Source organism: Nonomuraea sp. NPDC005730 (assembly GCF_040630865.1).
Taxonomy (GTDB): domain Bacteria; phylum Actinomycetota; class Actinomycetes; order Streptosporangiales; family Streptosporangiaceae; genus Nonomuraea.
The window spans coordinates 42,869-61,605 of the sequence record NZ_JBEXYK010000063.1 but is presented as its reverse complement, the minus strand read 5'-3'; the positions used below and the strand labels follow the sequence as shown (position 1 = coordinate 61,605).

Below are 18,737 nucleotides of genomic sequence, written 5' to 3'. Positions count from 1 at the left end.
GGAAACCCCAGCCGAGCGTCTCACCAAGCTCCTGGCAACAGCCAGTTGATCAATCAGTGTTGCGACGACCCCTTGACTTCACCGGGGGCTCCCGGGGCTTCCCCATGCGGACGGGACGGGCCAAGATGAGTTCACCTGGCGAACTCAGGAGTCGCGATGACCTCGACCGTCCACCGCACCTGTCCCCTCTGCGAGGCCGTCTGCGGCCTGACGCTCACCCTCGACGACGGCGGCCATGTCACCGGCGTCCGGGGCGACAGGGACGACCCCTTCAGCAAGGGGTTCATCTGCCCCAAGGGCGCGAGCCTGGGCCGCCTCGACGAGGACCCCGACCGCCTGCGCACGCCGCTGGTCCGCGAGGGCGACCAGTGGCGCGAGGCGAGCTGGGAGGAGGCGTTCGAGGCCGTCGGACAGGGCCTGGCGCGCGTCACCGAGCGCTACGGACGCCGGTCGGTGGCGGTCTACCTGGGCAACCCCAACGCCCACACGATGGCCGGCGCCCTCTACGCCGGGCCGCTGATCAAGGCGCTCGGCACCCGGAACGTCTTCACCGCCGCCACCGCCGACCAGATGCCCAAGCACGTCGCCAGCGGCCTGATGTTCGGCCACCCGCTGGCCGTCCCGGTCCCCGACCTGGACCGGACCGACTTCCTGCTGATGCTGGGCGCCAACCCGCTGGAGTCGAACGGCTCGCTGTGCACCGCCCCCGACTTCCCCGGCCGGTTGAAGGCCCTGCGCCGGCGCGGCGGCAGGTTCGTCGTGGTGGACCCGCGCCGGACCAGGACGGCGGCGCTGGCCGACGAGCACGTCTTCGTCCGGCCGGGCTCGGACGCGTACCTGCTGTTCGGGATCGTGCACACGTTGTTCGCCGAGGACCTGGCCAGGCCGTGGCACGAGGTCAACGGGCTGGCCGAGGTGCGCGAGGCGGCCAAGCACTTCCCGCCGGAGGCGGTCTCCCGGCGTACCGGCGTACCGGTCAGGACGATCGTCCGGCTGGCCAGGGAGCTGGCCGGCGCGCGGACGGCCGCCGTGTACGCCAGGATCGGCACGTGCACGACGGAGTTCGGCACGCTGGCCCAGTGGCTCGTGGACGTGCTCAACGTCCTCACCGGCAACCTCGACCGGCCCGGCGGGGCCATGTTCCCCAAGCCGGCGACCGAGTTCGGGGCGCGGCGGCGGCCGTACACGGTGGGCCGGTGGCGCAGCCGGGTGCGGGGGCTGCCCGAGGCCAACGGCGAGCTGCCCGTGGCCACGCTGGCCGACGAGATCGAGACGCCGGGCGAGGGCCAGGTCAGGATGCTGGTCACGGTGGCGGGCAACCCGGTGTTGTCCGCGCCGCACGGCGACCGGCTGGAGGCGGCCTTCGCCGGGCTCGACTTCATGGTGAGCGTCGATCCGTACCTGAACGAGACCACCCGGCACGCGCACGTGATCCTGCCGCCGCCGCGCGTGCTGCAGTCGGGCCACTACGACTTCGCGCTGCTCGGGTTCGCCGTACGCAACTACGCCCGTTACTCGCGCCCCGCGCTGCCGCTGGACGGGCGGCCCAGCGAGGCCCGGATCCTGGCCCGGCTGGCCGCGATCGCGGCCGGACTGGAAGGGCCGGCAGCGGACCTGGACGAGTTCCTGATCGGCGAGACGCTGCGCAAGGCCGTGCAGACGCCCGGCTCCGGCGTCGAGGGACACGACGTGGCCGGGCTGCGGGCCGCGCTGGAGGGCGAGACGGGCGCCGAGCGCAGGCTGGACCTCATGCTCAGGCTCGGCCCGTACGGCGAGTGGGCCGGCAAGGGCGACCTGTCGCTGCGCAAGCTGCTCGACCACCCGCACGGCCTGGACCTCGGCGCGCTGGAATCCCGGCTGCCCGAGGTGCTCAAGACCGCCTCCGGCGTGATCGAGCTGGCCCCGCCGCAACTCGTCGAGGACGTCGAGCGCCTGCGCGGCAGGCTGGCGGAGGAGCCGCCGGACATCGTGCTGATCGGGCGGCGGCACCTGCGCTCCAACAACAGCTGGCTGCACAACGTGGGCCCGCTGGTCGGCGGCACCAACACCTGCACGCTGCAGATCAACCCCGCCGACGTGGCCAGGCTCGGCCTGGCCGGCCAGGCCGTGGTCACCTCGGCCACCGGCAGCCTGACGGTGACTCTGGAGCCCACCGACACGATCATGCCGGGCGTGGTGAGCCTGCCGCACGGCTGGGGGCACGCGGGCAGCACGCAGCAGGTGGCGGCCCAACACGCCGGTGTCAACACGAACGTGCTGACGGACGAATCCGCCCTGGATATCCCAAGTGGTAACGCAGTGTTCAACGGAGTTCCGGTCACGATTTCACCAACCGGGGTGATCACCGCACATTAGGGTGTCGCGCGTGACTATCGCGCCAGAAGAGGACCGCCTGTACGCCCAGATCGCGTTCGCCGTCGAGATCGACAAGTTGAAGCGGATCATCCGCCGCAACCATCTGATCGACGGGTCGCGGCGGGAGAACTCCGCCGAGCACTCCTGGTACGTGGGCACGCTGGCGATGGTCCTCGGCGAGCACGCCCCGCCCGGAACGGACCTGCAGCGGGTGGTGGCGATGTTACTCGTGCACGACCTGGTCGAGATCGACGCCGGCGACACCTTCGTCTACGACCACGTGGCGGTCGCCGCCCAGGCCGCCGCCGAGACCGCCGCGGCCGACCGCATCTTCGGCCTGCTCCCCGGCGAGCAGGGCGCCCGGCTGCGGGAGCTCTGGGACGAGTTCGAGGCCAGGCAGACGCCGGAGGCCAGGTTCGCCAAGGCGCTCGACCGGTTCGCCCCGATCCTGGCCAACCACCACACCGAGGGCGGCACGTGGCCGCTGTTCAAGGTGACGGCCGGCGAGGTCAGGGAGAAGGTGCAAATCATCCAGGAAGGGTCGGCCTCCCTCGGCGCGTACGCGCTGGAGCTGGTAGAACTCTCCGTGGCCAGGGGACACCTCTCCGAGTGATCCCGTCAAGGCCGGGGTAGGGGACTTGTCGTGAAAGAGACAGTGCGAGCGGGACGTCGGCAATTGCGGGGTTTCGTCGGTCCGGTTGACCTCGCCGATCGACTCGAGAAGTCGAAGGCGATGGACAAACCGATCCGGGGGCTGGCCAAGGTCGTACGCGAGCGCCTGCGTCAGGGCACTCTGCGCGACCTGCTGCACGGCGTGCCCACGGGGAAACCGCTGCACCCGCCGCTGGCCACGGTCACCCTCGGCTGCTGGTTGTCGGCCGCCGTGCTCGACCTGGCCCACGCCGACCCCAGGGCGAGCAGGCTGCTCCTGGCCACGGGCATCGGCAACGCGCTGCCCACGGCGGCGGCCGGGCTGACCGACTGGTCCTCGCTCCACCGCGAGCAGCAGCGCGTGGGCTTCGTGCACATGGCCGCCAACATGGCCGCCCTTGGCCTGATGTCGGCCTCGCTGGTGGCCCGGCTGCGCGGCGCCGAGCGGGCCGGGCGGATGTTGTCGTACGCGGGGCTCGGGCTGGGCGGGCTGGGCGGCTACCTCGGCGGCCACATGGCCTACCGCCAGGCCGCGGGGGCCAACCACGCGCCGCAGGTCACCCATCTCGTACCGCTGGGCTGGCACGACCTGTGCCCGCTCAAGGACCTGCCCGACGGCAGGCCGGTCGCGCGCCGGCTCGGCTACATCCAGCTCTTCGTGCTGCGCCAGGGCGACGGGGTGACCGTGCTGGCCGACCGCTGCCCGCACCTGGCCGGCCCGCTGCACCAGGGCCGGCTGGTCATGGAGGACGGTGAGGCGTGCGTGGTCTGCCCGTGGCACAGCAGCACGTTCCGGCTGACCGACGGCTCGGTGAAGCACGGTCCCGCGACCGCCCCCGCGCCCATGTTCGAGACCCGCATCCGCCGCGACGGCACGATCCAGGTACGCCCGGGGTTGACCTGAACTTAACTTGAGGTCCTACCGTCGGGGCCATGAGCAAGATTCTGGTGACCGGCGCGACCGGCAATGTGGGCAAACATGTGGTCTCCCAGCTCGCGGAGGCGGGCCTGGACATGCGGGCGCTGGTCAGGAACCCTGACAAGGCCCGGCTCCCCGAGGGCGTGGAGGCGGTGCGCGGCGACCTGACCGTGCCCGAGACCCTTGCACCGGCGCTGCGCGACGTCGAGAGCGTCTTCCTGCTGTGGCCCGGCTACTCCGAGGCGGCGACCGCGGGCGCGGTGACGGCCATCGCCAGGCACGCCCGCCGCGTGGTCTACCTGTCCGCCGACGTCGAGGACCTGGCCGACGACGAGGAGCCGACGCTGTTCCACCAGAGCGTCGAGCGGCTGATCCGGCACTCCGAGCTGGCCTGGACGTTCCTGCGGCCCGGCGGCTTCGCCGCCAACACGCTGGGCTGGGCCGGCCAGATCCGGCAGGGGGTCGTGCGCTGGCCGTTCGGGCAGGCGGTCAGGGCGCTGATCCACGAGAAGGACATCGCCGCGGTGGCCGCGCACGTGCTCACCTCGGCCGGCCACACGGGCGGCAAGTACGTGCTCTCCGGCCCCGAGCAGCTCACCCAGGCCGAGCAGGTGCGGATCATCGGCGAGGTGGCCGGGCACGAGGTGCGCTGGGAGGAGCAGCCGCTGGACGAGGCCCGAAAGCACCTGACGGCCGCCTGGGGCGATCCCGGGTTCGTGGAGAGCGCGCTGAAGGGCTGGGGGGCGGCGGTGCACAACCCGGAGCGGGTGACCGACACGGTGGAGCGGCTGCTCGGCCGGCCCGCGCTGAGCTTCCGCCAGTGGGCCGAGGACCACGTGGCGGACTTCCGTTAGTCGTCCCCGGCGGCTTCGTCGGCCGGATGCTCCACGAGGGCGAGGATCCGGCTGGACATGAAGCGGGCCGTGCGTACCGGCGTGCCGCTCCGGGTGACCTCGCTCACCTCCACCAGCCCGCGCCGGTTGGCCACCTCGACACGCCGGCCCGCGCGGGTGGCCGTGACCTCGTAGGTTCGCGGGGAGCCGCCCGCGTCGATGACGATCTCCACCCGATCACCCTTCATGTACTGATTTATACCCACTTAGTCCGGTATTTATCCGTACATGTGTTTGAGTTATCCTTCCGGATTCTTCGGCGCGGGCGGGGCGAACAGCCCGCCCAGCCCTTCCAGCACCTTGCCCATCTCCGAGGGCACGATCCAGACCTTGTTGGCGTCGCCCTTGGCGATCTCGGGCAGGGTCTGGAGGTACTGGTAGGCCAGCAGTCGCTGGTCGGGCTTCCCGTCGTGGATGGCCTTGAACACCATGCCGATCGCGTCCGCCTGGCCCTTGGCGCGCATGGCCTGGGCCTCGGCGTCCGCCTGGGCCCGCAGCACGGCGGCCTCCGCCTCGCCCCTGGCGCGCAGCACGGCCGCCTGCTTGTCGCCCTCGGCGGCCAGGATCGCCGCCTGGCGCTGTCCCTCGGCGGCGAGCACGGCGGCGCGCTTGTCCCGGTCGGCGCGCATCTGCTTCTCCATCGAGTCCTGGATGGAGACGGGCGGGTCGATGGCCTTCAGCTCGACCCTGTTGACCCGGATGCCCCACTTGCCGGTGGCCTCGTCGAGGCTGCCGCGCAGCTCGGTGTTGATCTCCTCGCGCGAGGTCAGCGTGCGTTCCAGGTCCATGCCGCCGACCACGTTGCGCAGCGTGGTGACGGTCAGCTGCTCGACGCCGATCAGGAAGTTCGCGATCTCGTACGTGGCCGCCTTGGGGTTGGTGACCTGGAAGTAGATGACCGTGTCGATCGACACCACCAGGTTGTCGGACGTGATCACCGGCTGCGGCGGGAACGAGACCACCTGTTCCCGCAGGTCGATCAGGTCTTTGATGCGGTCGACGAACGGGACCACCATGTTGAGCCCGGGCGTCAGCGTGCGGTGGTAGCGGCCCAGCCGTTCGATGATGGCGGCCGTGGCCTGCGGGATGATGCGGATGCTGCGGGCGACCACGAATCCCATCGCCGCGACCACGACGAGGGCGACGATGAGCTGCTCGGTCGACATGGCGAAGCTCCGGAGTCGAGGGGACCGACTCGGTGCATGATATTTCGTTTCACCTTTAGGCGACCGATATCCGCATAAATGGTGATCCAGTGAGGTCAGTGTGCCCTGGCGTACCAGCGGCCCTCGGCACTCCGGTCGAGCGTCAGCGGCACCCCGAACGTACGGGACAGGTTGTCGGCCGTCATCACGTGGTCGAGCGGCCCCTGCGCCACCACGGACCCGTGCCGCAGCAGCAGGCCGTGCGTGAACCCGCTCGGCACCTCCTCGACGTGATGCGTCACCAGCACCAGCGTCGGCGAGCGGTAGTCGCCGGCCAGCGCCGACAGCCGGCGCACCAGGTCTTCCCTGCCGCCCAGGTCGAGGCCGGCGGCCGGCTCGTCGAGCAGGAGCATCTCGGGGTCGGGCATGAGCGCGCGGGCGATCTGCACCCGCTTGCGCTCACCCTCCGACAGCGTGCCGAACCGCCGCCTGATCAGGTGGGCCGCGCCCATCATGTCGATCAGCTCGACGGCCCTGGTCACGTCGTTGGAGTCGTACTCCTCCGTCCAGCGGCCCATGATGGCGTACGAGGCGGTCAGGACGAGGTCGATGACCTTCTCCTCCGGCGGGATGCGCTCGGCCAGCGCGGCGCTCGCCAGCCCGATGCGCGGCCGCAGGTCGAACACGTCGGTCTGCCCCAGCCGCTCACCCAGCACCTCGACCACGCCCTCGGTCGGATAGAGCAACGTCGCGGCGACCTGCAACAACGTGGTCTTGCCCGCGCCGTTGGGACCGATGACGACCCAGCGCTCGTCCTCGTTGACCGTCCAGTCGATGCCGCGCAGCAGGGCCGCCCCGTCGCGCCTGACGGCGACGTCCTGGAGCCGCAGCACCTGACCACCCATCCCCGTTCCCTCCTTTGGAGTCACCCTGGGGACAAACCTATTGCAGGGCGAGCGCTTATCGTGGATCGGTGCACCCTGAATCACCTGTCTGTCCCTCGCTCGTCGCCTGGGGCAACGCGTGGCTCTCCGGCCACGTCGGCCTCGACGAGGCGGCTGACCACGTGGAAGCCGTCGCGGGGCCCGTCGTCGCCGGTGACGTGCCGCTGCGTAAATACCTCGCAAACCTGCGGTCCGACGGTCTGCACGAGTTCCGGCTCGCCCTTCCCGCGCCCGGCGACCCGCTGGGGCTGTCCGGGCCGGCGACGTTCAACTCCTCCGCCGTCGAGGCCGGGCAGGCCGCGGTCGCCGTGCTGCGCGACCGGCGGCTCGGCCTGGTGCCCGTCCCCGACCGGCGCGGCTCCTCGTACGTGGGGACCCGCCTGGAGGTGCACGACGCCGGGCCCGTACGCCAGGACCTGCCGTCGCTGGCCGAGGCCGAGCACGAGCTGTCGTCGGCCATGCGCGCCGCCACCGAGGCGCTGACCGGCGTCGACGGCCCGGCCCAGGCCCGGCCCGATCGCTCGCAGCGTGGCGGCGAGCTGGCCCCCGGCTACCCGGCCCGCGCCCACCGCGTCTCCACGCTGGCCACCCGGCTGGCCGCCGTCCTCGTCCTGGCCGACGACCGCGGGCTCACCTCGACCCAGGTCGCGGCCAGGGCCGCGGCCCTGCGTGAGCTCGACCGGGCCGTCCGCCGCGCCCTGGTGGCCGCCCATCACGCCATCTTCGAGCCGGTACGCCACTCGTAGGCGGCTTGCGGGCCCCGACCGGCCGAGAGTCAGGCCAGGCCGTGCCGGACGGCGTACAGCGCGGCCTGGGTCCGGTCCTGGACGCCCAGCTTCATCAGCACGTTCGACACATGGGTCTTGACCGTCTTCTCCGCGACGGCGAGGCTCCGCGCGATCTCCCTGTTGGACCGCCCGGCCGCGATCAGGGCGAGCACCTCGCGCTCGCGCTCGGTCAGCGGCGCCGGCCCCGGCACGGCGGCCACGGGCGCCGGGGCGGACAACATCGCCTCGGCCGCCTCCGGCGCGAGCAGCACCTGACCGTTGTGCACCGCGCGCACGGCCTGGACCAGCGCGGACGGATCGACGTCCTTGTAGAGGAAGCCCGCGGCCCCCGCCCGCATCGCCGGGCCGACGTCGGACCGGTCGCTCACGGACGTCAGCACCACCACCCGCGTGGCCGAGCCGGCCAGCCGCTCCAGCGCGCCGAGCCCGTCGAGCACCGGCATCTTCAGGTCGAGCAGCAGCACGTCGGGCGTCAGCTCGCCGACCAGCTCGACGGCCTGCGCGCCGTCGGCCGCCTCGCCGACGACGGTGATGTCGTCCTGGAGGTCGAGGAACGTCCGCAGCCCCTGCCGGACCACCGGATGATCGTCGGCGATCAGCACCCGGATCACACGCCCACCTCCACGCGTACGGTGGTCCCCTGGCCGGGTGCCGAGGAGACCGTCATGACCCCGCCGACCGACTCCGCCCGGTCGCGCATCGACACCAGGCCCAGGCCGTGCGACGCCCCCTGCTCGAAGCCGTCGCCGTCGTCGTGGACGGTCAGCGCCAGCCGCCCGCCGTCGAGGACCAGGCGTACGGACACCCGCGAGGCCCCGGAGTGCCTGAGCGCGTTGTGCAGCGCCTCCTGGGCCACCCGCAGCACGGCCACCTCCACCGCCGAGTCGAGCGGCGGCAGCTCGTCGCACTCGAAGGTGACCAGCGAGGGATGGAGCCGGTCGAGCATGCGCGCGTGCTTGCGCAACGTCTCGGCGAGCCCGTGGCGGTCGAGCTCGGCCGGGCGCAGCTCGACGATCACCGCGCGCAGCTCCGACAGCGCCTCCCCGGCCAGCCGCTGGACGCGTTCGAGCTCGGCGTGCGCCTTCTCGGGGGCCTTGTCCAGCATGGTGGCGGCGGCCTGGGCGGTCAGCCGGAGCGAGAACAGCTTCTGGGTGACCGCGTCGTGCAGCTCGCGGGCCACCCGGTTGCGCTCCTCCAGCATGGCCAGCTCGCGCCCGCGCTCGTAGAGCCTGGCGTTGGTGAGCGCGATGGCGGCGTGCGCGGCGAACAGCGTCAGCAGCTCCTGGTCCTCCTGCGTGAACCCGCCGGGGGTGCGCTTGTTGGCCAGGAAGATGATGCCGATCACCTGGTCGGCGTCGCGGATCGGGACGCCGAGGAAGTCCTTCATCACCGGGTGGGCCTTCGGCCACCACTCGAACCGCGGGTCCTCCCGCAGGTCGGGCAGCCGGGCCGGGGTGCCTTCGCGGAGCATCGCGCCGAGCATGCCGTGCTGTCTGGGCAGCGGGCCGATGGCCGCCCACTGCTTGTCGGTGAGGCCCTCGGCGACGAACTCGGCGAACGAGCCGTCGTCGTCGGGCACGCCGAGGGCGGCGTAGCGGGCGTCGAGGAGGCGCTGCGCCGACCGTACGATGACCTGGAGCACCTCGCGGACCGACAGGTGGCGGGTGACCGCGAGCACGGCGGAGCTCACCGCCTGCAGGATCTCGTCTCGGTCGGATGAGCTCACGGACCCACTCTAGGGTCCCGCTCCGGAGGCGGAGTCCTAGGACGATGTGCCCAGGCGGGAGCGGGCCCTGCGCCCGATGCCGGCGCGGCGCGCCGATCCTAGCGTCGATGTCATGACGAACACCGCTCTCATCACCGGCGCCTCCCGCGGCCTCGGCCTCGCCCTGGCGAGGTCCCTGGCGGAGGCGGGCTGGAACCTCGTGCTCACCGCCCGCGGCGCGGACGAGCTGCGCCGGGTCGCCGACGAGCTGGGCGCCACCGCGATCCCCGGCGACGTGACCGACCCCGAGCACGTCGCCCGGCTGGGACAGGCCGTGCCCGAGCTGGACCTCCTGGTCAACAACGCCGGCGACCTCGGGGTGACCCCGTTGCCGCCGCTGGCGGGCTACCCGCTGGAGGCGTTCCGGGTCCTGCTGGAGACGAACGTGACCGCGCCGCTCGCGCTCATCCAGGCCACGCTGCCCGCCCTGCGCGCGGCCGGCGGGGCCGTGGTCAACATCACCTCCGACGCCGCCACCGGCGCCTACGAGGGCTGGGGCGGCTACGGCGCGACCAAGGCCGCCCTGGAGCAGCTGTCGAACGTGCTGGCCGCCGAGGAGCCCGGCCTGCGGGTCTGGTGGGCCGATCCCGGCGAGATGAACACCCGCATGCTCGCCGACGCCGTCGGGGTGGCGGAGGCGTCGTCGGCCACCGACCCCGCCAAGGTGGCCGCGGCGCTGCGCGACCTGGTCACGTCCCGCCCGGCCGGCGGGAAGGTGAGCCTGCAATGACCGCGCTGCTGGACTTCGCGCTGCCCGCCGACCTGTCGGCCCACGAGCCGCCCGAGGCGCGCGGGCTGGCCAGGGACGCGGTGCGCCTGATGGTCTCGCGCGGCGAGGCCGAGCCCGCCCACCACCGGTTCGGTGACCTGCCCGGACTGCTCGACCCAGGCGACCTGATCGTGGTCAACAACTCCGCGACGCTGCCCGCGGCGGTCCGGCTCGACCGGCTCGCGGTGCACTTCTCGACCCCCCGCGAGGACGGCACCTGGCTGGTCGAGCTGCGCCGCAGGACGGCCAAGGCGTCCGAGCCGTACGGGGGCGGCGAGCCGGGCGAGTGGCTGCCGCTGCCCGGCCGGGCCACGCTGCGGCTGATCGAACGGGAGACGCCGCGGCTGTGGCGGGCGCGGCTGGACCGGGACGTGCTGCCCTACCTGCGCGAGCACGGCACTCCGATCCGCTACTCGTACGTGCCGGCCGACTGGCCCATCGACGCCTACCAGACGGTGTTCGCCACCGTGCCGGGCAGCGCGGAGATGCCGAGCGCGGCCCGGCCGTTCACCCCTGAGCTGGTCACCGCGCTGGTCTCGCGGGGGGTGACGATCGCGCCCGTCACGCTGCACACCGGCGTGGCCTCGCCCGAGAAGGACGAGCGGCCCTACGCCGAGCGGTACGAGGTGCCCGCCGCCACCGCCCGGCTGGTCAACCTGACCCGGCGGAACGGCGGCCGGGTGATCGCCGCGGGCACGACCGTCGTACGCGCCCTGGAGACCGCCGTGGGCCCGGACGGCCAGGTCGGCGCCGCCTCCGGCTGGACCGGCCACGTCGTCACCCCGGCCGCCGGCGTACGGGCGGTCACCGGGCTCATCACCGGCCTGCACGAACCGCGCTCCAGCCACCTGCTCATGCTGACGGCGATCGCCGGCGAGAAGGCGCTGGCACGCGCGTACGAAGAGGCGCTGCGGAAGGGATATCTGTGGCACGAGTTTGGCGACACGCACTTGATTCTGGATAAATAAGCTTTACACGGATTTTGCCCTCATGATAGGAACAGCCGACATTTACGGGGGCTTGTTCGTGCGCGTCCCCGTGCCACTTCCTCTCCGGAGACGTTGATGCGCAACTCCCTCACCAAGGTCGCCTCGCTGGCTCTGCTGGCCGGTGCGCTGATTGTCCCGGCGGTGCCCGCGTCCGCCACGACGACCACCGCCGCCGCCCACACCGCCAAGGCCGCCGACGACCCCTTCGCGGTCTTCGACATCAAGCTGCAGGCGTCGAAGACCGCCAAGGCGGGCGGCCAGATCAAGTACAGCCTCAAGGCGACCAACACCGGCCCGTTCTCGGCCGACGCCTGGTTCGTCGGCGGCCAGTTCCCGAAGGGCGTGGACCTCCGGAAGATCCGCTACCGCGCCCCCAAGGGCACCGTCTGCGCCCTCGACGGCCGCGCCCTGTACTGCAGCGTCCCCTACGTCCTGGAGAAGGACGACTGGGTGCGCCTCGACTTCTACGCCAAGCTGAAGAAGAGCGCCATGGGCACGCAGAAGGCGACCCTCGGCGTGGTCTCCTACGACGTCCAGCAGGGCATGTGGGACCAGGAGAAGGGCACGTGGGCGATGGCCCAGGAGGAGCTCGAGCATCTCGGCATTCCCGAGCACGGCTACGCCAAGACCGTCAGGACCAGGATCGTCCACTAGTCATGCTGCGCCCGTGTCCGAATGGCGAGCCTGCTGCGCGGGCACCGGACCGGGCGCAGTACCGTGGCTGGATGTGGACCAGCGCACCCTCCTGATCACCCTGACCGGCCCCGACCGGCCCGGTGTCACCTCCAGGCTCTTCTCCGTGCTGTCCGGGTTCCCGGTGACGGTCGCGGACATCGAACAGGTCGTCATCCGCGGCAGGCTCACGCTCGGCGTGCTCGTCGCGTACGCCGGCGGCCCGTCCACCGGCACGGGCACCACCCTCGGCGCGATGTGGACCGCCGTCGAACGGGTGGCCGAAGACCTCGGCATGGAGGTCGAGCTCTCCACCGGCTCCCAGGCCAAGGAACAGCGCCGCCGCGGCCGCCTGTCGGTCAGCGTGCTGGGCGCCACCCTCCAGCCCGCCGCCATCGCGGGCATCGCCGGCCGCATCGCGGCCGCCGGCGCCAACATCGACCGCATCGAACGCCTCGCCCAGTGGCCCGTCACCTGCATCGAGCTGTCGGTCTCCGGCGCCAACCCGACCGCCCTGCGCGTCGAGCTGGCCGCCGAGGCAGCCGCCCAGGAGGTCGACGTCGCCGTCCAGCGCACCGGCCTGTCCCGCCGGGCCAAGCGGCTCATCGTCATGGACGTCGACTCCACCCTCATCCAGGGCGAGGTCATCGAGCTGCTGGCCGCGCACGCCGGCTGCCTCGACGAGGTCGCCCGGGTCACCGAGCAGGCCATGCGCGGCGAGCTCGACTTCGCCGAGTCGCTGCGCCGCCGGGTCGCGCTGCTCAAGGGGCTGCCGGCCGAGGTGTTCGAGCAGGTGCGCCAGGAGGTCGTGCTCACCCCCGGCGCCCGCACCCTCGTCCGTACGCTCAAGCGCCTCGACTACCGCTTCGCCATCGTCAGCGGCGGCTTCACCCAGATCACCGACGCCCTGGTCGAGGAGCTGGGCATCGACTACTCGGCGGCGAACGTCCTGGAGGTCATCGACGGGAAGCTCACCGGCCGGGTCGTCGGCGAGATCGTCGACCGGCCGGGCAAGGCCCGCGCGCTGGAGCGGTTCGCCAAAGAGGCCAGGCTGCCCATCTCCCAGACGGTGGCCATCGGCGACGGCGCCAACGACCTCGACATGATCGCCGCGGCCGGGCTGGGCATCGCCTTCAACGCCAAGCCCGTCGTCCGGCAGGCGGCCGACACCGCGGTCAACACGCCCTACCTCGACTCGATCCTCTACCTCCTGGGCATCTCCAGGGACGAGGTCGAGGCCGCCGACGCCGAGGACGGCGTGCTCACGTCCTGAACCGGGCGGTGACCTCGGCGGCCAGGTCGAGCGCGTCCTTGCAGAGCGACCTGAGCGCCGGATGGGCGGTCACCGCGTGCCGCAGCCGCCTGCGCACGGCCGTGCCCTCACCCGCCGCCGCCTCCTCCATCAGCGAGCTGACCTCCCGCGCCACCTCGTCGAGCTGCGACTCGAACGCGTCGGCGGCGGGCGGCGGCTCGCGCTCCCGCACGGCCTGCCCCACGGCGTCCAGCCGGTCGGCCACCGCGTCCAGCACGCCGGCGGTGGCGTCCGAACCGGGCTCGGCCCCGCGCAGCACGGCGCCGAGCAGGATCGCGTCGTCCCTGAGCTTCCTGGCCAGCGTCAGCGCGGCCCGCAGCTCGGCCGGCGCCCTGCCGCCCGGCTCCTTGTCCAGCTTGTCCAGCGACTCGCGCAGCCGGTCGGCCGCCGTCCCGGCCGACTCCGTACGGTCGGGCAGCCGGTCCAGGTCGCCTTCGGCCAGCGCGCGGACGAGGTGGGCGTGCTCGCGCAGCAGCTCGGCGGCCAGGCCGCGCAGCCGTCCCGCCTGGCCGCGCGGCCACAGCAGCCGGGCCGCCGCCAGCGCCAGCACGCCGCCGCCCGCGGTGAGCGCCAGCCTGATCCCCGCCGCCTCCCAGTCGAGCCGGGTCGAGAAGTCGGTGAGCATCATGGCCAGCGGCGTCGCGAAGATCGACCAGTAGCCGTAGCTCACCTCGCGCAGGGCGAACCCGAGCGTGCCGAACACCAGCACCGTGCCCACGATCGTGTACGGCCCCGGCACCGCCGCCAGGATCAGCGCCGCCCCGGCGGCCCCCGCCACGGTGCCGGCCACCCGCAGCACCACCCGCTCGACGGTGTCCCCGTAGGTGGGCCGGACCGCCAGCAGCACGGTGAACACGAACCACTTGCCGTACTGCTCGTGCACCCCCAGCATCAGCGCCATCGCCACGGCGGCGGTGAGCCCCAGCCGCCCGGCGTGCTCGGGCCCCGAGCCTCCCGGCGACGGCTTCCACGGCAGCCGGGGGAACAGCCGGCGGCCCGCCGGCGGCTTCCCGGGCAGCCCGGGCAGCAGCCCGCGGCCCGCGGGCGGCACGTGCCGGGCGGCCAGGAGGCCGACCGTGCGCACCCCCACCGCGATCCGGTCCAGGCAGCGCCGGGCCTGCCCGAGCACCGCGCCGCTGCGCAGCGCCGCCGGGTCGCCGCCGGGCTCGCGCGCGTCCAGGCGCTCGGCGTAGTCGGCGGTGACGGCCAGCGCCTCCACCACCCCGGCCCGCCGCCCGTCCGCGGCCTCCCGCAGGTCCGCGGCCAGCGTCGTGGCCACGTCGTCGATGCCGTCCTGCTCGTCCGGGGCCGCCGCGCGCAGGGCGCGCAGCGCCACCGTCTCGTGGAAGATCCGGACCAGCGCCTCGACGTACGCGCCGGCGGACCGGCCGGCCGCGTCCATGCTCTCGAACGCCGCCGACGCCGTGGCCGCGGTCTCCAGGGCCTTGGACGCGCGTTCTCTGCGGTCGTCCCAGCCGTCGCCGGTGAGCCCGTCGAGCAGGCCGGCCACGGCGCGGACGGCCTCGCCCAGCGCCGTCGCCAGCGGGTCGAACCGGCGCAACGGCCACAGGGCCAGGGCGAGCACGGCGTACAGGAGGCCGCCCAGCACCATCAGCTCGGGCGGCCCGAAACCCGCGGGCACCGCCAGGTAGAACCCGGTGACCAGGGCGAACGCGGGCGGCGTCCCCACCGTGCGCCACCTGCCGCCCGCCGCGGCGACCGCCCCGAGCGCCAGCACCGCCCACCAGGGCCGGTCCGCCAGGTACAGGCCCAGCCAGCACCCGCCGGCGATCAGCACGATCTTGATGGCCATGGACCGCGCCCGCGCCGCGTACGGCTGCCCGTACGTGTCCCCGAACGCCGTCAGATAGGCCCCGAGTGCCAGGAACGCCCCCGACTGCGGCCTGCCCCCCAGTACCCCGGCCAGCAGCGGCCCGGCCACCGCGAGCCCGCACAGCAGCCCGTACCCCCAGGGCGGACGCGCGGGCAGCGAGAAGCCGTCACGCAGCGCTCTGGCGGCCCCCCGCATAGGCGTCGTCCCCGGTCAGTGCTCCTTGGGATCCCAGTGCGTGACCAGGCGTCCCTCCCCCGGCCACAGGTCTACCCACGCCGCCTCCACCTGGATCACCGCGAACGCCCCCGGCCGGAAGCCGTAGTCGCCGCCGCCCAGTTGCAGGGCCAGCTCGTGCACCGCGGGATTGTGCCCGCACAACACGACCGTGCCCAGGTCCGCGTCGGTCCTGCGGAGCAGTTCGAGCAGTTCTTCGGGATATGCCTGGTAGATGTCGCGTTCGTAGCTGATCTCCATGCCCGGGAAGGCCAGCTCGGCGGTGCGCCTGGTCCGCAGCGCCGGTGAGCAGAGCACCGCGTCGGGGCTCAGCCCGGCCGCCCTGATCTCGTCGCCGGCCCGACCGGCGTCCCGCTCGCCGCGCTCGGTCAGCGGACGTTCGCGGTCGGCCAGACCGGGCACCTGCGCGGCCTTGGCATGGCGGAGCAGTATCAGGGTCCGCATCACGTCATCCCCTCGACGCCCAGATCCCGAGCCCGATGATCACGCCCAGGATGACCAGCATCGCCAGCAGGATCAGGCCCAGCGTCTTCCCGCCCGAGGGCCGGTTGTCCTCTTCCACCCGCCCAGTTTCCCACCGCACCCCCGCCGTCCCCGCGCCACCCACCCGCATGCGAAGACGCCCGCCCCTGGCCGGGACGGGCGTCTCGTCGATCGGTCGTTACGAGGCCACTGGCTCGTGCTCGCGGTCGTTGTTGGCCGGCTGGCTCGTCACCGACCTGCGCTTGGAGACGACGATGGCCGCCACGACCACCGCCACCGCCACCACCGTGATGCCGACCCGCAGCGCGGCGTTGCCCGCGTACAGGACGACGGCCGGCGCGACCAGCAGCGCCACCAGGTTCATCACCTTGATCAGCGGGTTGATGGCCGGGCCCGCGGTGTCCTTGAACGGGTCGCCGACCGTGTCGCCGATGACCGTGGCGGCGTGGGCCTCGGAGCCCTTGCCGCCGTGGTGCCCGTCCTCGACCAGCTTCTTGGCGTTGTCCCAGGCGCCACCGGAGTTGGCCAGGAAGACGGCCATCAGAGTGCCGCAGGCGATCGCGCCGGCCAGGAACGCGCCGAGCGGCGCGTAGCCGAGCGCGAACCCGACCGCGATCGGGGTCATCACCGCCAGCAGGCCGGGCGTGGCCAGCTCACGGAGCGAGTCGCGGGTGCAGATGTCCACGACGCGGCCGTACTCGGGCTTCTCGGTGCCGTCCATGATGCCCGGCTTGTTGCGGAACTGGTCGCGTACCTCGAAGACCACCCGCATGGCCGCGCGGCCGACCGCCGAGATCGCCAGTCCGGAGAACAGGAACACCACCGCGGCGCCGACGATCAGCCCCACGAGCACGTTGGGCTGGTCGATGCTGAGGCTGAAGGTGGAGAAGGCGCCCAGCGCCGCCTTGATGTCCTGGCCGGCCTTGGAGAGCTGGTCCTCCACCGCCGTACGGAACGCCCCGAACAGCGCCGTCGCCGCCAGCACGGCCGTGGCGATGGCGATGCCCTTGGTGATGGCCTTGGTGGTGTTGCCGACGGCGTCGAGGCTGGTGAGCACCCGCGCGCCCTCGCCCTCGACGTCGCCCGACATCTCGGCGATGCCCTGGGCGTTGTCGGAGACCGGGCCGAAGGTGTCCATGGAGACGATGACACCGACCGTGGTCAGCAGGCCGGTGCCGGCCAGGGCCACCGCGAACAGCGCGATCGTGACGTTCCCGAACCCGAGCAGGAACGCCCCGTAGACCGCGCCGCCGATGATCAGCGCCGAGTAGACGGCCGACTCCAGGCCGACGCTGATGCCGGCGAGGATGACGGTGGCCGGCCCGGTGGCCGAGCTCTCGCCGATCTCGCGCACCGGACGGCGGTTGGTCTCGGTGAAGTAGCCGGTCAGCAGCTGGATGGCGCTGGCCAGGACCAGGCCGATCAGCACCGCGCCCACCGCGATCAGGCGCGGGTCGGCGTCGGAGGTGACGGTCGAGCCCGACAGGGCGCCGAAGCTGCTGGGCAGATACCAGAAGGCCGCCGCGGCGACCAGCACCGCGGAGATCCCGGCCGAGATGAAGAAGCTGCGGTTGATCGCCGCCATGCCGCTGCGGTCGCGGTCGCGCAGCCCGGTGACGAAGATGCCGATGATCGCCGTCAGCACGCCGATCATGGGCACGATCAGCGGGAAGATCAGACCCTGCTCGCCGAAGGCCACCTTGCCCAGGATGAGGCTGGCGACCAGCATGACCGCGTACGACTCGAACAGGTCGGCCGCCATGCCCGCGCAGTCGCCGACGTTGTCACCGACGTTGTCGGCGATCGTCGCGGCGTTGCGCGGGTCGTCCTCGGGGATGCCCTGCTCGACCTTGCCCACCAGGTCGGCGCCGACGTCGGCGGCCTTGGTGAAGATGCCGCCGCCGACTCGCATGAACATCGCCAGCAGCGCCGCCCCGAACCCGAAGCCTTCGAGAACGTGGGGCGCCTCGCCCTGGTAGATGAAGACGACCACGGCCGCACCGAACAGCCCCAGGCCGACGGTGAACATGCCGGCGACGCCGCCGGTGCGGAAGGCGACGCGCATGGCGCGCTTCTCGCCCGACTCGTTGGCCGCGGCGGCGACACGCACGTTTCCGCGCACCGCCAACCACATGCCCATGAATCCGGTCAATGCGGAGAACACCGCACCGACCACGAAGAAGATCGAGCGACCGACGCGTACGTCCATTTCGCCCGGTAGCAAGAGCAACAGGAAGGGAATGACGATCACGAAGATCGCCAGTGTGCGGAATTGGCGCGTGAGATAGGCAGCCGCGCCTTCCTGCACGGCTCGCGCGATGTTCTGCATGCGTTCGGTGCCCTGGCCGGCGGACAGCACCTCGCGTACGAGGCCGCCGGCGACGGCTAGCGCGATCAGCGCGACCGCGGCTACCACGATCACTATGGTGAGATTGTTACCGCTCAGGGACAGATTGGGCGCTGGCGCCAATGCCAGCATGTGCCTGCTCATCGTTCTCCTCGGCAAGACCGGTCGTCCTGCCCGAACGGTGCTGCGGATTTCTCGGCGGGCGGGTGCGGCACCATCCGGGTTGTGGGTGCCGCTTCCGGTTGAATCCGCGGTTCCGCCGGATCACCTTGGCCGGTGCCGGGAGTCTACGCAGGCACTGAACGGATATGAAGGCTCTCGGGGCGGCTATTTGCGCGGGCGTTCAGTAATCCCCTGACGGCGGGCCGGTTTGCGATCTGACAGGCGAAATTTCCTCAGGTTTACGGGCATGACAACATCACAAATCGGACCGCCCGAAACCCAGGATTCAATCCCCACGACACGCCGACCCACCCCACCCCCGCAGCACCACCCGCCACCCCGCCCCCAACACCACCCTCGGCACCACCCCGTTGGCGGCCCATCCAGGCGCCACGTCGGGGCGCCTCATCCGCGTGCTGCGGCCGGACGCCACGACCGCCGGACGCGGCACGGCGGACGCGGCACGGCGGACGCG

17 protein-coding genes are annotated in these 18,737 nt (G+C 72.3%); 9 read left to right on the top strand and 8 right to left on the bottom strand.

Annotated features, from left to right (window positions below; genetic code table 11):
• Positions 1 to 156: 156 nt before the first annotated feature.
• The 4 genes from ABZ444_RS42405 to ABZ444_RS42390 all read left to right on the top strand — a co-directional run bounded on the left by ABZ444_RS42405 (position 157) and on the right by ABZ444_RS42390 (position 4,779).
• The gene (locus ABZ444_RS42405) at positions 157 to 2,355 is read left to right on the top strand and encodes a molybdopterin-dependent oxidoreductase (protein ID WP_358009683.1); all 2,199 of its coding nucleotides are present in this window, start codon (positions 157 to 159) and stop codon (positions 2,353 to 2,355) included.
• Position 2,356: 1 nt separating this feature from the next.
• Complete coding sequence (locus ABZ444_RS42400; protein ID WP_358009681.1) at positions 2,357 to 2,968, top strand: HD domain-containing protein; 612 nt, start codon at positions 2,357 to 2,359, stop codon at positions 2,966 to 2,968.
• Positions 2,969 to 3,088: 120 nt separating this feature from the next.
• Positions 3,089 to 3,910 carry a Rieske (2Fe-2S) protein gene (locus ABZ444_RS42395; protein ID WP_358009679.1) on the top strand — a complete coding sequence of 274 codons (822 nt, stop codon included), beginning with the start codon at positions 3,089 to 3,091 and terminating at the stop codon, positions 3,908 to 3,910.
• A gap of 29 nt (positions 3,911 to 3,939) precedes the next feature.
• Positions 3,940 to 4,779, top strand: a complete 840-nt coding sequence (locus ABZ444_RS42390; protein WP_358009677.1) for an NAD(P)H-binding protein — start codon at positions 3,940 to 3,942, stop codon at positions 4,777 to 4,779.
• Here the strand turns inward: ABZ444_RS42390 and ABZ444_RS42385 are convergent.
• The 3 genes from ABZ444_RS42385 to ABZ444_RS42375 form a co-directional block, all read right to left on the bottom strand.
• A complete protein-coding gene (locus ABZ444_RS42385; protein ID WP_352319104.1) occupies positions 4,776 to 5,006 on the bottom strand; it encodes a hypothetical protein in 231 nt (76 codons plus the stop codon). The two genes, ABZ444_RS42390 and ABZ444_RS42385, sit on opposite strands and share 4 nt — an antisense overlap.
• 51 nt (positions 5,007 to 5,057) lie before the next feature.
• The gene (locus ABZ444_RS42380) at positions 5,058 to 5,984 is read right to left on the bottom strand and encodes an SPFH domain-containing protein (RefSeq protein WP_358009675.1); all 927 of its coding nucleotides are present in this window, start codon (positions 5,982 to 5,984) and stop codon (positions 5,058 to 5,060) included.
• A gap of 95 nt (positions 5,985 to 6,079) precedes the next feature.
• Positions 6,080 to 6,868 carry an ABC transporter ATP-binding protein gene (locus tag ABZ444_RS42375; protein ID WP_352319106.1) on the bottom strand — a complete coding sequence of 263 codons (789 nt, stop codon included), beginning with the start codon at positions 6,866 to 6,868 and terminating at the stop codon, positions 6,080 to 6,082.
• 68 nt (positions 6,869 to 6,936) lie between these two features.
• Between ABZ444_RS42375 and ABZ444_RS42370 the strand changes: the two genes are divergently transcribed.
• Positions 6,937 to 7,653 (top strand): hypothetical protein, encoded by a 717-nt coding sequence (locus ABZ444_RS42370; protein WP_357966208.1) that lies wholly within the window; start codon positions 6,937 to 6,939, stop codon positions 7,651 to 7,653.
• Between the two features lie 29 nt (positions 7,654 to 7,682).
• On the opposite strand, the gene ABZ444_RS42365 is transcribed toward ABZ444_RS42370, so the two are convergent.
• Both ABZ444_RS42365 and ABZ444_RS42360 read right to left on the bottom strand, forming a co-directional pair.
• A complete protein-coding gene (locus ABZ444_RS42365) occupies positions 7,683 to 8,306 on the bottom strand; it encodes a response regulator transcription factor (protein ID WP_352357384.1) in 624 nt (207 codons plus the stop codon).
• Complete coding sequence (locus ABZ444_RS42360; RefSeq protein ID WP_358009673.1) at positions 8,303 to 9,421, bottom strand: GAF domain-containing sensor histidine kinase; 1,119 nt, start codon at positions 9,419 to 9,421, stop codon at positions 8,303 to 8,305. The genes ABZ444_RS42365 and ABZ444_RS42360 overlap by 4 nt, the downstream gene beginning before the upstream one ends.
• Before the next feature lie 112 nt (positions 9,422 to 9,533).
• Here ABZ444_RS42360 and ABZ444_RS42355 point away from each other — a divergent pair, with 112 nt between their 5' ends.
• From ABZ444_RS42355 to serB, 4 genes are all read left to right on the top strand, one after another.
• Positions 9,534 to 10,190, top strand: a complete 657-nt coding sequence (locus ABZ444_RS42355; protein ID WP_358009671.1) for an SDR family oxidoreductase — start codon at positions 9,534 to 9,536, stop codon at positions 10,188 to 10,190.
• On the top strand, positions 10,187 to 11,197 hold the full coding sequence (locus tag ABZ444_RS42350) for an S-adenosylmethionine:tRNA ribosyltransferase-isomerase (RefSeq protein ID WP_358009669.1): 1,011 nt from the start codon (positions 10,187 to 10,189) through the stop codon (positions 11,195 to 11,197). Before ABZ444_RS42355 ends, ABZ444_RS42350 begins: the two co-directional genes overlap by 4 nt.
• A 96-nt stretch (positions 11,198 to 11,293) precedes the next feature.
• Positions 11,294 to 11,872 carry a hypothetical protein gene (locus ABZ444_RS42345; protein WP_358009667.1) on the top strand — a complete coding sequence of 193 codons (579 nt, stop codon included), beginning with the start codon at positions 11,294 to 11,296 and terminating at the stop codon, positions 11,870 to 11,872.
• A gap of 73 nt (positions 11,873 to 11,945) precedes the next feature.
• Positions 11,946 to 13,163, top strand: a complete 1,218-nt coding sequence (gene serB / locus ABZ444_RS42340; protein WP_358009665.1) for a phosphoserine phosphatase SerB — start codon at positions 11,946 to 11,948, stop codon at positions 13,161 to 13,163.
• On the opposite strand, the gene ABZ444_RS42335 is transcribed toward serB, so the two are convergent.
• The 3 genes from ABZ444_RS42335 to ABZ444_RS42325 all read right to left on the bottom strand — a co-directional run bounded on the left by ABZ444_RS42335 (position 13,153) and on the right by ABZ444_RS42325 (position 18,244).
• Positions 13,153 to 15,231 (bottom strand): FUSC family protein, encoded by a 2,079-nt coding sequence (locus ABZ444_RS42335; protein ID WP_358009663.1) that lies wholly within the window; start codon positions 15,229 to 15,231, stop codon positions 13,153 to 13,155. The genes serB and ABZ444_RS42335 overlap by 11 nt on opposite strands.
• 15 nt (positions 15,232 to 15,246) lie before the next feature.
• Positions 15,247 to 15,714, bottom strand: coding sequence for a histidine phosphatase family protein (locus ABZ444_RS42330; protein WP_358009661.1), 468 nt, complete (start codon positions 15,712 to 15,714; stop codon positions 15,247 to 15,249).
• A 217-nt stretch (positions 15,715 to 15,931) separates the two neighbouring features.
• On the bottom strand, positions 15,932 to 18,244 hold the full coding sequence (locus ABZ444_RS42325; RefSeq protein WP_358009660.1) for a sodium-translocating pyrophosphatase: 2,313 nt from the start codon (positions 18,242 to 18,244) through the stop codon (positions 15,932 to 15,934).
• Between the last annotated feature and the right edge of the window lie 493 nt (positions 18,245 to 18,737).